Source organism: Thalassococcus sp., from assembly GCF_982780845.1.
The window spans coordinates 113,808-127,022 of the sequence record NZ_CEYADA010000004.1 but is presented as its reverse complement, the minus strand read 5'-3'; the positions used below and the strand labels follow the sequence as shown (position 1 = coordinate 127,022).

General features: G+C 57.1%; 13 protein-coding genes. 6 read left to right on the top strand and 7 right to left on the bottom strand.

Going from position 1 to position 13,215, the window contains the following annotated elements:
- Nucleotides 1–51: 51 nt before the first annotated feature.
- On the bottom strand, nt 52–1,107 hold the full coding sequence (queA, locus tag AC4FIA_RS06130) for a tRNA preQ1(34) S-adenosylmethionine ribosyltransferase-isomerase QueA (protein ID WP_490365108.1): 1,056 nt from the start codon (nt 1,105–1,107) through the stop codon (nt 52–54).
- A 7-nt stretch (nt 1,108–1,114) separates the two neighbouring features.
- Entirely contained in the window at nt 1,115–4,372 is a 3,258-nt protein-coding gene (locus tag AC4FIA_RS06125; protein WP_490365107.1) for a YhdP family protein, read from the bottom strand.
- Nucleotides 4,373–4,476: 104 nt separating this feature from the next.
- Here AC4FIA_RS06125 and AC4FIA_RS06120 point away from each other — a divergent pair, with 104 nt between their 5' ends.
- The 5 genes from AC4FIA_RS06120 (at nt 4,477) to AC4FIA_RS06100 (ending at nt 8,273) form a co-directional block, all read left to right on the top strand.
- Entirely contained in the window at nt 4,477–4,938 is a 462-nt protein-coding gene (locus AC4FIA_RS06120) for a peroxiredoxin (protein WP_287476564.1), read from the top strand.
- Between the two features lie 74 nt (nt 4,939–5,012).
- Nucleotides 5,013–5,828, top strand: coding sequence for a ferritin-like domain-containing protein (locus AC4FIA_RS06115; protein ID WP_287476565.1), 816 nt, complete (start codon nt 5,013–5,015; stop codon nt 5,826–5,828).
- A 176-nt stretch (nt 5,829–6,004) separates the two neighbouring features.
- Nucleotides 6,005–7,315 (top strand): DUF5930 domain-containing protein, encoded by a 1,311-nt coding sequence (locus AC4FIA_RS06110; protein WP_488047903.1) that lies wholly within the window; start codon nt 6,005–6,007, stop codon nt 7,313–7,315.
- Complete coding sequence (locus tag AC4FIA_RS06105; protein ID WP_103909724.1) at nt 7,305–7,796, top strand: bactofilin family protein; 492 nt, start codon at nt 7,305–7,307, stop codon at nt 7,794–7,796. The genes AC4FIA_RS06110 and AC4FIA_RS06105 overlap by 11 nt, the downstream gene beginning before the upstream one ends.
- Before the next feature lie 150 nt (nt 7,797–7,946).
- Nucleotides 7,947–8,273: a hypothetical protein gene (locus tag AC4FIA_RS06100; protein WP_490365106.1), complete on the top strand. Its 327-nt coding sequence runs from the start codon at nt 7,947–7,949 to the stop codon at nt 8,271–8,273.
- Between the two features lie 82 nt (nt 8,274–8,355).
- Here the strand turns inward: AC4FIA_RS06100 and AC4FIA_RS06095 are convergent, their stop codons facing one another.
- From AC4FIA_RS06095 to AC4FIA_RS06080, 4 genes are all read right to left on the bottom strand, one after another.
- Nucleotides 8,356–8,940 carry an HNH endonuclease gene (locus AC4FIA_RS06095; RefSeq protein ID WP_103909721.1) on the bottom strand — a complete coding sequence of 195 codons (585 nt, stop codon included), beginning with the start codon at nt 8,938–8,940 and terminating at the stop codon, nt 8,356–8,358.
- Between the two features lie 176 nt (nt 8,941–9,116).
- Complete coding sequence (locus tag AC4FIA_RS06090; RefSeq protein ID WP_490365105.1) at nt 9,117–9,782, bottom strand: alpha/beta hydrolase; 666 nt, start codon at nt 9,780–9,782, stop codon at nt 9,117–9,119.
- Nucleotides 9,779–10,426: a DNA-3-methyladenine glycosylase family protein gene (locus tag AC4FIA_RS06085; protein WP_490365104.1), complete on the bottom strand. Its 648-nt coding sequence runs from the start codon at nt 10,424–10,426 to the stop codon at nt 9,779–9,781. Before AC4FIA_RS06085 ends, AC4FIA_RS06090 begins: the two co-directional genes overlap by 4 nt.
- Entirely contained in the window at nt 10,405–11,109 is a 705-nt protein-coding gene (locus AC4FIA_RS06080; protein ID WP_490365103.1) for a precorrin-6A/cobalt-precorrin-6A reductase, read from the bottom strand. Before AC4FIA_RS06080 ends, AC4FIA_RS06085 begins: the two co-directional genes overlap by 22 nt.
- An 88-nt stretch (nt 11,110–11,197) precedes the next feature.
- Here AC4FIA_RS06080 and AC4FIA_RS06075 point away from each other — a divergent pair, with 88 nt between their 5' ends.
- A complete protein-coding gene (locus tag AC4FIA_RS06075) occupies nt 11,198–12,412 on the top strand; it encodes an MFS transporter (RefSeq protein ID WP_490365223.1) in 1,215 nt (404 codons plus the stop codon).
- A 3-nt stretch (nt 12,413–12,415) separates the two neighbouring features.
- Here AC4FIA_RS06075 and AC4FIA_RS06070 read toward each other — a convergent pair whose 3' ends face one another.
- Nucleotides 12,416–13,201, bottom strand: coding sequence for a squalene/phytoene synthase family protein (locus tag AC4FIA_RS06070; protein WP_490365102.1), 786 nt, complete (start codon nt 13,199–13,201; stop codon nt 12,416–12,418).
- Between the last annotated feature and the right edge of the window lie 14 nt (nt 13,202–13,215).

The following is a 13,215-nucleotide window of genomic DNA, read 5'->3' as shown; positions in this document are numbered from 1 at the left end:
GGTCAAAAAAGAAAAGAAGGCTCAGACAGCGGAAAGTTTTGAACCGATCGCTCAGCCGTTAGGCAATAACAGTGATGCATCACCGTAGGAAAAGAAGCGGTACTTTTCGGCAACCGCATGATCATAGATGTCGCGGATCCGCTGTGTACCCGCAAAGGCAGAAACAAGCATCATAAGGGTCGATTTCGGCAGGTGGAAGTTTGTCATCAGACCATCGGCTACGTGGAACGTAAAACCGGGGTAGATGAAGATATCAGTCTCGCCACACCACGGCTCAATGGCGCCCGTATCCCGCGCTGCCGTTTCGATCAGGCGCAGCGCCGTAGTGCCAACAGGAATGACACGGCCGCCCTTTGATTTGGTCTCGGCGATCTCTGCGGCGGCCTGTTCTGTTACCTCGCCCCACTCGGCGTGCATTTTGTGTTTCGTTACATCGTCTACTTTGACAGGCAGGAACGTCCCTGCCCCCACGTGCAGCGTAACATGTGTAAAGCTTACGCCATGTTCTTTCAGGCGGGCCAACAAGGCGTCATCGAAATGAAGCGACGCTGTCGGAGCAGCCACGGCACCCGGCACACGGGCCCAGACCGTTTGGTAGTCTTTCTTGTCCTGCTCATCCGCGGGGCGTTTTTGCGCGATGTAAGGTGGCAACGGCATAGCGCCCGCCTGACCCAAGGCCGCGTCAAAATCATCCCCTGACAAGTTAAATTTCAAGGACGCTTGCCCATCCGCGCGCGATACGACTGCTGCCGCCAAATCGTCGGAAAACACGATGTCTTCGCCATCCCGCACCTTTTTCAGCGGTTTCACCAGCGCCATCCATGTGCCATCGGCCTGCGGCTCAAGAAGGGTCACTTCCATCTTGGCCTGCGTCGCACCCTCTGGCCCTTCACGGTGCCGTGCCCCGAAAAGCCGCGCGGGCAGCACTTTTGTATCGTTCAGAACCAGCCTGTCGCCGGGGCGCAGCCACTTGCAAATATCAGTCACCACGGCATCCGTAATCCCGTCAGGATCAGAGACAAGCAAACGCGCCGAAGACCGCGGATTTGCGGGCCGCGTGGCGATCAGATCGTCAGGCAGGTGAAAGTCGAAATCGTCAAGTTTCATTGTAACCCTATTGCGACGGCTGTGGTGGTGGCCTGCGAAAGATTTCGCGGAACATTCCCGGTGTGAACACCGAAAGCGGGTTGACTGCAACCGTCGGATTGGATGCCGGTCCGGTCAGATTGAAATTGAATCCGATCAATCCTTCGCCGCGACGTGTGAACAGGCTGCCGATGCCGTTCAGAATATAGATCGGCGAAAGCACGCCCTGCATATCAAGCTGTTTCGTACCCAGATTGTAATAGCCATCCATACTGATCCCCATGGAAGGCCCCGTTGCACTGGACTGACTAAGAATAAGTTCGTCCGGTGTTAGCCTGAAACGCGCCTCAACGTTCTGGAAATAGATGCCCGGCCCTTCAAGCTGGTCAATGATGCCCACAACGCTGATGGCATCCAGCAAGGACCCGATAGCAGGCGCGTCCTGCAGCCGCGTATCGATGACATCAAGCTGACCGTTATAGCTGCCTTTTTGGCCCCGCACCGGAACCAGTGATAATGTCATGTCTCCGCCAACAACGGTTTTCAGAATACCCGTCGCACGCAGCACATCGCCAAGACTTTTGGATTTAACCTGAACGGCCGTGCCACCTTTTCGCGGCTCGAGTGCGCCGGTCAGCTTTGCCTTGCCCATACGCGCCTGAAATTCACCGCTGACGCCCGAGCCGATGGTCAGGTTGCTGGTGACATCGGTCAGGCTGATGCCATTTGCAACATCCAGACGATCCAGCCGCAGAGAAACCGGCGTTTTCTGCCCGCCTCCACTGCCGCCGTCCCCCCCGAACTGGGCGCGGCGCATGTCAAGCGTTCCACCGTTAACCGTGATCCGCGGCGTCGTCCCTTTTCGTGGTTCAAGCGATACCTTCGCGTCCAGCCAGCCCCCCAACCGGACGCGATCAAAATCGATGCGTGACGCGGACCCATCATCGTTCAGGACGATATCAGCCGTGGTTTCCAATCCACCGGCCGAGAAACTGAGGCCATCAATATCGACAGGTTGGCCGAGCGTTCCCGAGATACGGAACTCACCGGTCGCCGAATTTGAAAGACCGTATCCTATGGCCGGAATGGACACCCCTAAACCCGCCAGATTTGAGCTTAAGGAAAAGCTCGGACGTGCGTTTTTCGGCAGGGTCACACTTAAAGCGCCGCGACTTTCGCCGGACAACAGCCCGTTTGGAAGGGAGACACCGAACTTGGCGGCATTTGCTGCAGACAAAACGACCTGCCCGTCAATCTGACCGGGGCCCGCGTTTGGCCCAATCTCTTGCGACCATTTCCCATCGAACGGCACGCCGTCCAACGTCGCCTTGCCCGAAACGGTGATCTGTTTCTGGGTGATGTCGATATCCAGCGCCTTCGCCCGAAGTTCGCGCCCTTTTACCAGCGTGCTACTGCTGGCGTTTGTGGCCGTGGCAGACAGGTTCATCTGCATATCCGGCAGCCTTACGCCCTTGACCAATGGCAACGACAGCGTTCCTTTGGCCTGCAGCTGTGCATCTACGAAATCCAAGGGCTGGCGAATTTTGGCAAGCAGGTTGATCGGCTCGGAATCCAGAAATGAAAACAGTGCCTTGGCCTGACCATTCGCAACCAGAGAAAGCTGCCCCTGCGCGGGTTTGATACGACCGTCCGGGATCACAAATTTGGATCCCGCTACTTTGATCGACCCGCCATCTTTGGGCTTTACCACGCCCTCGTCCACCACAACGCCCAATCGTCGGTCGAACAAGGTAAACTGGCCTTTCGCCGCGGTCACTGGCGGCAATGTTTTGGCAAAGCGCACCTGCGCGTCCTGAAACGCGAAATCCAGGTAGAACTTGGGTTTTTCGCCCTGCCGGAAACGTAGCGCCAGAACGCCGTTGGTGACGTTGCCGGATTGGACATTGGTCATGGCCCAGTTGCGCGTCTTGGGTGACACCTTAACCGGCCAGTAATTCAGAACCTCGGGTGCCTTGGCACGGCGTACGCGGCCGTCAATCCGCCCTTCCCAACCGGCCTCACCGACACTAAGCGACCCCTTTGCCGTCAAAGGCAGATTGGGATCCGCGACGCGAATGCGCCCCAGTTCAAGCTTGAAAGGTTGAAGACGCAACTGGGCGTCCACATCGACGCGCGACACGACCAGAGGAATATCAAAAACCCCTTCCGCGTCGGCGTTGACATCCGAGATCGAGAACTGACCGACAAAGGCATCAAGCAGATTATCATCGGTTAACGAGACAGAAACCTGCCCTTCGGCACGACCCGACCCACGTTCGGAGTCGACATAGATTTCTGTGAAATTCAGGCTCTGGCTGGCGGGCGCATAGGAAAAATACGTGCGGGCAGTTTTAAACGCCACCGGCGTCGCGCTATCGCTGGGCTGCAAGACACCTTCGGAAATGTTCAGCGTGGCATCCAGACCGCCCAATGCACCCTCGACGTCCAGATACCCGCGCAACGCCCCCGAGATCGGCGCGCGGATGGTATCGAGCCATGCCAACGCCGGACTTTGCGATGCGATATCCTCGGACGGAAGATCGGTCACCGAAACTCCGAAGCTCAGATCGCTCTGACCGATCTCGCTTTCTGCGCTAAGCGCAACAGTCGCAACGCCCGTGCCGCCGGTCAAAAGCGCCAGATCGCTGTTCAGGCGCAGGGTACCGTCGCGTCTGGAAATCGAAATCCGACCGCCATCCGCTGTCCATCCGCGCCGCGCGCGACGGTCTTCATATCGCAAGGTCACTGCATTGGCTTCGACCTGATCCAGTTGTGCAAACCGTGGATCGGAGAGCCACGTGTCGATCTGTGCGATCAGCGTCGGCAAATCGGGGCTGTTGACCGCACCGGAATTACCCGCAAAGGCAAATTTGCCATCCGCGCCACGCTCAAGCGTCAGGAACACACCGGTGACAGATGCGTCGACCAGCGCAATTTCACGGCGCAGCAACGGCAATGGCGCGACTGCAACTGACACTTCGCTAAGAATGACAGAGGCGCCCGAGGCCGGTTCACCGACTTCGACATTGGTCAGGGTCACACGGGCGACATCTTTTGGCGAAATACGGAAGATCACATCATCAAAGCTAAGCGGAATGTCCGGCGTGGCCTGTGCCACCTGAGCCGCAATCCTGTCCCGCAACCAGTCGGGCGCGACGATGGTCTTTCCGGAGAAATGCCACCCCAATCCTGCAACGGCGACGACCAGCAAAACCAGAATGCCCGTGACCCAAGCCAGTGGCCTGCCTTTTCTTCGGGTTTTGGTCGGTTCAGAGCCTTCGGTCACTGGAAGCCTTAATGGAAAAGATTATTCTTGCGAGAGCGATGGTAAATCACATTGCCCTGCATCTAAAACCATCTGACCTGATCGTGAACATAAAGGAAGCAACAATGCCGGAAATAGGCGAAAACGCACCGGATTTTACACTCCCCGTCACGGGCGGTGACCCTGTTACCCTGTCCGAATTGAAAGGACACAGCGTCGTTTTGTTCTTTTATCCCCGCGATGACACCTCGGGGTGCACACGCGAAAACGAAGATTTCACCGCGCTGAAGGACCAGTTCGAAGCGTTGGGATGTAAGGTTTTCGGGATTTCCAAGGACACGATTGCAAGCCACGACAAATTCATGGCCAAGAAATCGCTGACCATTCCCTTGTTGTCCGATGCAGAGGGTGACGTTTGCGAACGCTATGGCGTCTGGAAAGAAAAGAAGATGTACGGCAAAACGTTCATGGGCATTGAACGCAGTACGTTCCTGATCACCAAAGACGGCACCATTGCGCAGGTCTGGAGCAAGGTAAAAGTGCCTGATCACGCGGCTGCCGTGCTTGAGGCCGTGAAAGCCCTTTAAATCCGGAACTCCACTGGAAGCGGCGGATTTTATTGGTAAAACCGCCGCGACCAACGACGACTGAAAGACAGACAATGCCGCAGACACTTGCCGAAATGGCCGTAGACGTTTTGACAACTGCGGACGGGCGGGAAAAGACCCGCAAATCGCGGGCCTATGCGGCAGAATGGTTTGCGGCGCGCAAAGACGGTGGATCATTGCCCATCGGTCAGGCCCAGCCCCCCTTGCGCCCATCACGCCCCGAAAAGCCCGAACTTCTGGATCCACGCGACGTGCCCAAACGCAAGCCCGGTAGTCCACAGGGACGCATCGCGCTTTTGCACGCTGTGGCGCATATCGAACTGAACGCAGTTGACCTGCATTGGGATATCATCCCGCGCTTCACCGACACGAGAATGCCCGTCGGCTTCTATGATGATTGGGTAAAGGCCGCAGACGAAGAATCCAAACATTTCAACCTGATGTGTGATTGTCTTGAAGAAGAAGGCAGCCACTATGGCGCCCTTCCGGCCCATGCAGGCATGTGGCAAGCAGCCGAAGATACGCGTGATGACATCATGGGGCGTTTGGCAGTCGTCCCAATGGTTCTGGAAGCGCGTGGCTTGGACGTGACGCCGAACATGATCCAGCTTTTCAAAAACGCCAAAGCCACCAGCGCGGTTGAGGCGCTTGAAACCATCTATGCCGAAGAAGTCAGCCATGTCGCCTACGGATCAAAATGGTTCCACTTCCTATGCGGTCGCGACAATGTGGACCCCGTGCCACGCTTTCACGAATTGGTCCGGAAATATTTCCATGGCCCCTTGAAGCCGCCATTCAACGAAGAAAAGCGCGCCGATGCGGGCATGGCACCAGACTTCTATTGGCCCCTTGTTGATCAGTCGGCCTGACTGGAAAGTCCTTAAAATCGGCGGTTTTTTGCCATTTCAGCACAATCTGGCCTGCAATCGCGAATCACCCGCCTGAAATTGTTGCGAAACGTCAAAAACGCGGCTACCCCGTTGGGCAAGGTGCCGGATGGGGAACCGAGTACCACATTGGGACGGGTAAATAAGGGAAAGACAGGGTGAGAACGCGACTAGCGATCAAAACACATGCGCTGTTAGAGCGCTACCTGCCGGAACGTCGGCTATTTCTTAGATCAGACAACGATACACGCTTTATCCGCCTTCGGTCGGAAACCCAGTTGATCGCCCTCTTGGGCGGTTCTGCGGTTGTAGCGTGGACCATTATCGCAACAGCCATTTTGTTCATGGACTCGATCGGATCGGGCAACTTCCGTGAACAGGCGCGTCGCGACCAGATTACATACCAGCAACGACTGAACGATCTGTCCCACGAACGCGATCAGCGCGCCGCCGAAGCCGTTGCAGCACAAGAACGTTTCAACGTCGCGCTGGAGCAGGTTTCGCTGATGCAGTCGCAACTGCTGGAATCTGAAAACCGCCGCCGTGAATTGGAAACCGGTCTGGACATCGTTCAATCGACGCTGGCCAAGACCATGAAAGATCGCGAAGCGGCCAAAGAGCTGTACGCCGATCTGCGCAACCAGCTGGAAAATGACGGGACCGTTGTCGCGGGCGACGCAGCCTCTGACACAACCGTCGCCTTCCTGAGCGACGCGCTGGCCAAAACCGCCGAAGAACGCGATCAGGTCATTGCGAACGCGCAAGACGCGCTGATCCGCGCCGACGAAATGGCAACCGAAATCCGCCTGATGGAAGAGAAGAACGACCAGATCTTCCGCCAGCTGGAAGAAGCGATGACCGTTTCGGTCAAGCCGCTCGACAAAATGTTCCAGGCCGCTGGCATGAGTCCGGACCGCCTGCTTGATCAGGTGCGTCGCGGCTATTCCGGCCAAGGTGGCCCGCTGACGCCTCTATCGTTCTCGACCCGCGGTGAAGAACCCAGCGCCGATGCCGAACGTGCCAATTCGATCCTGACGCAAATGGATCGCCTGAACCTCTACCGTATCGCCGCCCAGAAAGCGCCCTTTGCATCTCCGCTGAAGGATCCGTTCCGCTTTACATCCGGCTTTGGTCGTCGTTGGGGCCGCCTGCATGCAGGTACAGACTTTGCCGCGCCGCATGGCACTCCGATCTATTCAACTGCCGATGGTGTGGTTGTTCACGCCGGATGGCAGTCGGGCTATGGTCGTCTGGTCAAAATCCAGCACGAATTCGGAATTGAAACGCGCTACGCGCATATGTCGAAAATCCGCGTGAACGTTGGCCAAAGGGTCTCGCGCGGGGAACGCATCGGTGATATGGGGAACACCGGACGGTCAACTGGCACACACCTTCACTACGAAGTTCGTGTCGGAGGAGAAGCCGTGAACCCAATGACGTTTATCAAGGCTGCAAACAATGTTTTCTAAAAGCAAAATCAACGATCCGGCACCCAAGGCCGACGAAACAAAGACGTCTGCTCCTGAAGCGCCGCGCACGCCTGCAGCGCCTGAATTCAAGCCGTCTGCACCCAAAGCAAAACCGCCGGCATCGGTTCTGTCCTCTGACCTGCACGTTGTAGGTAATCTGAAGACAACCGGTGACATTCAGGTCGAAGGCACCGTCGAAGGCGACATTCGTGCCCACCTGCTGACCATCGGTGAAAGCGCCACAATCAAAGGTGAAGTGACAGCTGACGACGTCGTCATCAACGGTCGCATCATCGGTCGCGTGCGTGGCCTGAAAGTCCGTCTGACCGCGACAGCCCGCGTCGAAGGCGACATCATCCACAAGACAATCGCGATCGAAAGCGGCGCCCACTTCGAAGGTTCCGTACAGCGTCAGGACGATCCTCTGACAGGCGGCGCCAAGAAAGCACCGGCCGCAGCAGCGAAAGACGCAGCCAAGTAATCTGGCCCATTCGAATGTGAACTGAAAAAGCCGCCTATTTAGGGCGGCTTTTTTGTTTGGGGTTGTTCACAAGTCGTGTTGGTCTGATGTGAAACCAAACAACACGTCAGTTAGTTGACTTCCATGGGTACTATTATCACTAATTGAACAATGAAAATCGCCACCCCTAAAGTTGATATCCACCGGCTACGCGAAATTGGCTGGTCTCAGTGGGGCCCAATCGGATTGCTTGGCGTGACCGAAAGCTGGAGTGGTCAGCCTTATGAAGACGAGTATGACAGGTATTTGTATAAAGCTGCTCAGATGTTGAAGAATGATTGTAGCGTCGAAGAAGTCGCGGACTATCTCTTCGTCGTTCAATCACAAGCTATGCAAATCGGTCCCAAGAAGGTTGATGGCACAATCCGCACCGAACTTATTGGTGTGGCGCAGGCGATTTCGGACGTTGTCTTAATTCGAAAGAAGTCCGAAACTTAGTTAAGCATCTCACTCCATGAATGGCCGAAATGTCCGCTTTTCCGACCAACACGACCTGCGGACACCCCATTTTATTCCGGCGTTATGCCTGCAGTTCAGCGTCCCAATACAGGAAATCCATCCAGCTTTCGTGCAGATGGTTCGGCGGGAATTTCCGGCCCATGTTCAGCAATTCCTGCGCGCTCGGTGGCCGTGGTGGTTTGCGGAGCGACATGCCGCACTGACGAAGGCTTTTTGATCCTTTGCGCAGATTACACGGTGCACACGCGGCCACCACGTTCTGCCAGCTGGTGATCCCGCCCGACGCGCGCGGAACCACGTGATCAAAGGTCAGATCGCCTTTTGATCCGCAATACTGGCACCGGAATTCGTCCCTTAGAAATAAATTAAAGCGCGTGAAGGCCACGCGCTTTTGGGGTTGGACAAAATCTTTGAGGACGACAACACTGGGTATTCGGATGACCATGTTCGGGCTGCGAACCACCTCGTCGTATTCCGCAACGATATCCACGCGATCAAGAAACGCAGCCTTCACAGCATCCTGCCATGGCCAGAGGCTAAGCGGATAGTATGACAGCGGTCGATAGTCCGCGTTCAGCACCAAAGCCGGATGCTGACGCAATGCGCTGGGTTCGCGTACAAAGTTCGTTCTGAAATTACCGTCCATTCGGGGAATCGTCCTTCGCCCTGTCTGCTCACTTCAAAGCACCAGAGCGGGAGCCCCGCTCCAGCATGCTTAACACTATATATCGGGCAAACCATCTGGCAAGCCCAACTATATGATGTATGCGAACAGACGTAGCTGGCGAATGTGACAGCCTAATGAACAGGCAGTCGGGACGATTACAGCCCGCACTTGTCCCGCATGAAGGCCAGCGCAACCGAAAGGCCATCTGGCGCGATGCCATGTGCGGTGCCTTTCATGACGTGGGCATAGACCTCTTTCCAGCCGGCCTTTTGCAGCGCATCGGCAGCTTCAGGCAGGGATTGCGGCGGCACCACATCATCCATGTCGCCATGAATCAGGATGACCGGCGGACGGCTGATGACCTCGTCTTCCAGCAGTTCCGGTTGAAGCAGACGTCCCGAGAAAGCGACGATACCGGCAACGGGGTCTTCACGACGGGGTGCGACGTGCAGGCTCATCATCGTGCCTTGGCTGAAGCCGACCAGCACGACCTGCTCGGGCAGCAGATCTTCGTCCACCATGACCGCATCCAGAAAGGCGTTCAGATCTTCGGCAGCGGCACGCAGGCCAGCTTCGGCCTCTTCTTCGCTGGAGCCATCGATCCACGGAATGGGGAACCACTGAAACCCCATCGGTGAACCGGCGCAGGCCTCGGGCGCATCAGGCGCGATGAACAACGTATCAGGCAGGTGTTCGGCCAAAGGATCGGCCAGCCCCAGAAGATCGGCACCGTTCGCGCCATAGCCGTGCAGGAAGATGACCGCAGAGCGCGTTTCCCCCGACAAAGGTTCTTTCCGTCCAGCCTGCAAAACACGTGTCATGCGATACCCTCCCGATCTTTGGCTACATGGTAGTAGGCCCACAACAGCCGCGCTGCAACCGCTCTCCATGGGGACCAGGCCTCGGCCAGTTGTCGCAGCTCTTTTTCTTTGGGGCGATCGGGCAGATCGAATAAAATTCGGGCAGCTTCCTGAAGCGCGAGATCACCTGGCGCGAAGACATCGGCGCGGCCAAGGCTGAACATTGCATAGATTTCCGCTGTCCAGACACCGATGCCGGTGACTTGCGTCAGTGTTTTAATCACTTGGCTGGTCTCGGTGTCCCGTAGGGCTTCATAATCAATCCGCGCCTCTGCCAAGGAACGCGCATAGCGGGCCTTTTGGCGGCTAAGACCCAGTGATCTGAGATGTTCATCATCCACCGACAGGATCGCATCCGGTGTGTTCATACCCGCGTCCGTCAGACGCTGGCGAATGGCACGGGCCGACGCGACGCTAACCTGCTGGCTGATGATCGCCCGCAGCAATTCGTCGAAACCGTCCGGGCTACGACGGAGAGGCAGCGGACCCGTTTCTTTCAAAGCGGTCGCAAAACGCGGTTCGATCCGACACAGATAGGACGCGCCTTCCGCGACGCAGTCGTCCGTTTCGACAATCCGGCCGATCACAGCGTCTTTTCGATCCATTCCATCACCTCATCCACCGATCCAAGCACCGGCCCTTTTAGCGGCTTGGGGCGATCGATCATGGCAACCCGAATACCCAACCGCCGTGCCGCTTCGATCTTGGGCCAAGCACCCTGCCCGCCTGCATTGCGCACCACCAGCCAGTCAATCCGAAGCTTGCGGAAAAGCGCCATTTCGCCTTCGACGGTGAACGGGCCTTCTGCCGGTAAGACATGCGAATTTCGCAACGGCAGGGTTACCCTTTCATCGCCCACACTGCGCCAGAAAACATGCGCGTGCAGAGGCTTGAACGCATTCAATTCCTCGCGGCCAGTGGCTGCAAACAGACGCGCGCCGTTCGGAATAACACGATGCAATGAACAGCCCCGATCGATTTGCACCCAATGATCGCGGGGTGATTGGGCCCAAGCCGAACGCAGCAAACGCACGTAGGATATTCCGACAGAGCCAGCTGCCCGCACTGCCCGATAATGTGACGCGATATCAAATGGATGACATGCATCTACCAAAAGAGAGGCGCCAGTCTGACGCAGTGCATCAGCCGTTAACGCACCGGCGTTTTCAGGGCCACCGCGTGTGTCGATTGCGCGGATAAACTGCGCGTTGGGCAGCATATCAGCCAATCGTTTGGCTTCAGCTGTGCCGCCTTGGATCACCACATTTGCGCCGCTCGGTTTGCTCATGCATCTGACATATCCCGACCATGTCCCGTCGCGCCAGATTGAATTCGCGACGCTTGTAACTTTGCAGGAACGGTCCTACCGATTACGCATGACAGATTCATCGCATAGCACCGCCAAGCGTAACGTGGCCGTACTGGTCGCAGCGCAGGCAATTCTGGGCGCGCAGATGCCCATGATTTTCACCATTGGCGGGTTGGCGGGGCAAAGCCTTGCGTCTAACGTCTGCTTTGCGACCCTGCCCATTTCGATGATCGTTCTAGGGTCCATGCTGACCGCCACGCCGATTTCCAGCTTTATGCAGAAATACGGCCGCCGCGCAGGCTTTGTCGTGGGTGCGCTTGGCGGTGCCTTGGGCGGTGTGGTCGGAGCCTATGGCCTTTATCTGAACTCTTTCCCTGTCTTCCTGTTGGGAAGCCTTCTGACCGGCGTCTATATGTCGGCGCAGGGGTTCTACCGATTTGCTGCGGCGGACACAGCATCAGACGCGTTCCGCCCCAAAGCGATTTCCTATGTGATGGCGGGCGGTCTGGTGTCTGCCATCCTTGGCCCGCAATTGGTCAAGTTCACCGCCGATGCCTATGTGGTGCCCTTCCTCGGCACTTATGTGGCGGTGATTGCGGTCAACCTGATAGGTTCACTGCTGTTCTTCTTCCTCGACATCCCGAAACCACCGGTGCCGTCCGAGGACGCCCCAAAGGGCCGGTCGCGGATGGAGCTTTTGAAAACGCCAACCATCGCTGTCGCTGTCATCTGTGCGATGGTGTCCTATGCCTTGATGAACCTTGTGATGACATCCACGCCCTTGGCCGTGGTTGGCTGCGGCTTTGACAAGGCCGACGCGGCAGACGTTGTGACTCTGCACGTTCTGGCGATGTTTGTGCCCTCGTTCTTTACCGGTCATCTGATCGCGCGCTTTGGCGTTGAAAAGATCATGGGTCTGGGTCTGGCTATCCTGGCCGCTGCCGGTGTGGTCGGTCTTGCCGGCGTCGAGCTTGAGAACTTCTACATCGCTCTGGTTCTGCTGGGTCTTGGTTGGAACTTTGGCTTCATCGGATCGACAACCCTTCTGGCCAGTGCGCATGAACCGCATGAACGTGGCCGGATGCAGGGCATGAACGACCTGATCGTCTTTGGCGGCGTGACCTTTGCGTCGCTGGCGTCCGGCGGATTGATGAACTGTTCCGGTGGCTCGGCGGTTGAAGGATGGACCGCGGTCAACCTTGCGATGGTACCGTTCCTGACCATGGCTGGCGGTGCATTGATCTGGCTGGTGCTGAACCAGCGTGCGGTGGCTAAGGCGTAAGCCTTACCAACGCCCGCTGAGCGACGACCAACTAAGCATCGCCGTCTCGGAAAGACCGGACAGACCAAGTGCGCCTTCAGCCACCAACGACGGCGTTTTGACCACCTGTTTCAGCACCTTCTCGGCCTTACGCGCGCCAAGAAACGCAGGTCTTGCATTAGCTGGAACGGCCGAGCTTTGCGCACGTGCACGTTTCAACCGTGCCAGACCGTCCGCTGCCAAGGACCCAATCGCCTCGGGCCGTCCATCGACCAAGGGTTTGCGTCCTTGATTTTCCAACTCTGGAATAGCAGCGAAATAGCTGGCCAATCCCATGGCATAACCCGCATCAATTGCCACATCGCGCGGGGCGGTGCCCAATGCGCAGGCTGCTGCATAAGTCAGATGACCTGCGGTTTCTTCCAGATACTGAGTAAAGTGCGCCGCATCCTCGAACGGGTCGCGATAGATGTCCCATCGACGGGCGGCGACAAGACGGTCCAGATCATTCGCCAACTCGGGCGTCAGCACTTGCGCCAAGGGTGTCACCACCTCGTGCCGCCGCACAATGCCACGGTCCGAAATTTCGCCTAACGCATCGCGCCACCACTGAAGGCGCATTTCCGCGATCATTGGTTCTTTGGTCAGCCACGGTGCGCGGGCCACTTCGACGTTAAACGCATAGATCGGAAACAGAACCGCGCGGGCCGAAACAGGGGCCGCCATCGCATAGCGGAAACGGTCTGGATCGCCCTTTTGCACCAAGGCGGCGCAGGCGTTCAGATCGTCTGAGAACTCGGGCTTGCTCATGCTAGCGGATCCTG

What these genes read in the sequence shown, in the direction of transcription:
- AC4FIA_RS06095 (WP_103909721.1), bottom strand. Translation starts at nt 8,940, where the DNA reads ATGGACGGTAATTTCAGAACGAACTTTGTACGCGAACCCAGCGCATTG.
- AC4FIA_RS06115 (WP_287476565.1), top strand. Translation starts at nt 5,013, where the DNA reads ATGCCGCAGACACTTGCCGAAATGGCCGTAGACGTTTTGACAACTGCG.
- AC4FIA_RS06120 (WP_287476564.1), top strand. Translation starts at nt 4,477, where the DNA reads ATGCCGGAAATAGGCGAAAACGCACCGGATTTTACACTCCCCGTCACG.
- queA (WP_490365108.1), bottom strand. Translation starts at nt 1,107, where the DNA reads ATGAAACTTGACGATTTCGACTTTCACCTGCCTGACGATCTGATCGCC.
- AC4FIA_RS06080 (WP_490365103.1), bottom strand. Translation starts at nt 11,109, where the DNA reads ATGAGCAAACCGAGCGGCGCAAATGTGGTGATCCAAGGCGGCACAGCT.
- AC4FIA_RS06105 (WP_103909724.1), top strand. Translation starts at nt 7,305, where the DNA reads ATGTTTTCTAAAAGCAAAATCAACGATCCGGCACCCAAGGCCGACGAA.
- AC4FIA_RS06090 (WP_490365105.1), bottom strand. Translation starts at nt 9,782, where the DNA reads ATGACACGTGTTTTGCAGGCTGGACGGAAAGAACCTTTGTCGGGGGAA.
- AC4FIA_RS06075 (WP_490365223.1), top strand. Translation starts at nt 11,198, where the DNA reads ATGACAGATTCATCGCATAGCACCGCCAAGCGTAACGTGGCCGTACTG.
- AC4FIA_RS06085 (WP_490365104.1), bottom strand. Translation starts at nt 10,426, where the DNA reads ATGGATCGAAAAGACGCTGTGATCGGCCGGATTGTCGAAACGGACGAC.
- AC4FIA_RS06100 (WP_490365106.1), top strand. Translation starts at nt 7,947, where the DNA reads ATGAAAATCGCCACCCCTAAAGTTGATATCCACCGGCTACGCGAAATT.
- AC4FIA_RS06070 (WP_490365102.1), bottom strand. Translation starts at nt 13,201, where the DNA reads ATGAGCAAGCCCGAGTTCTCAGACGATCTGAACGCCTGCGCCGCCTTG.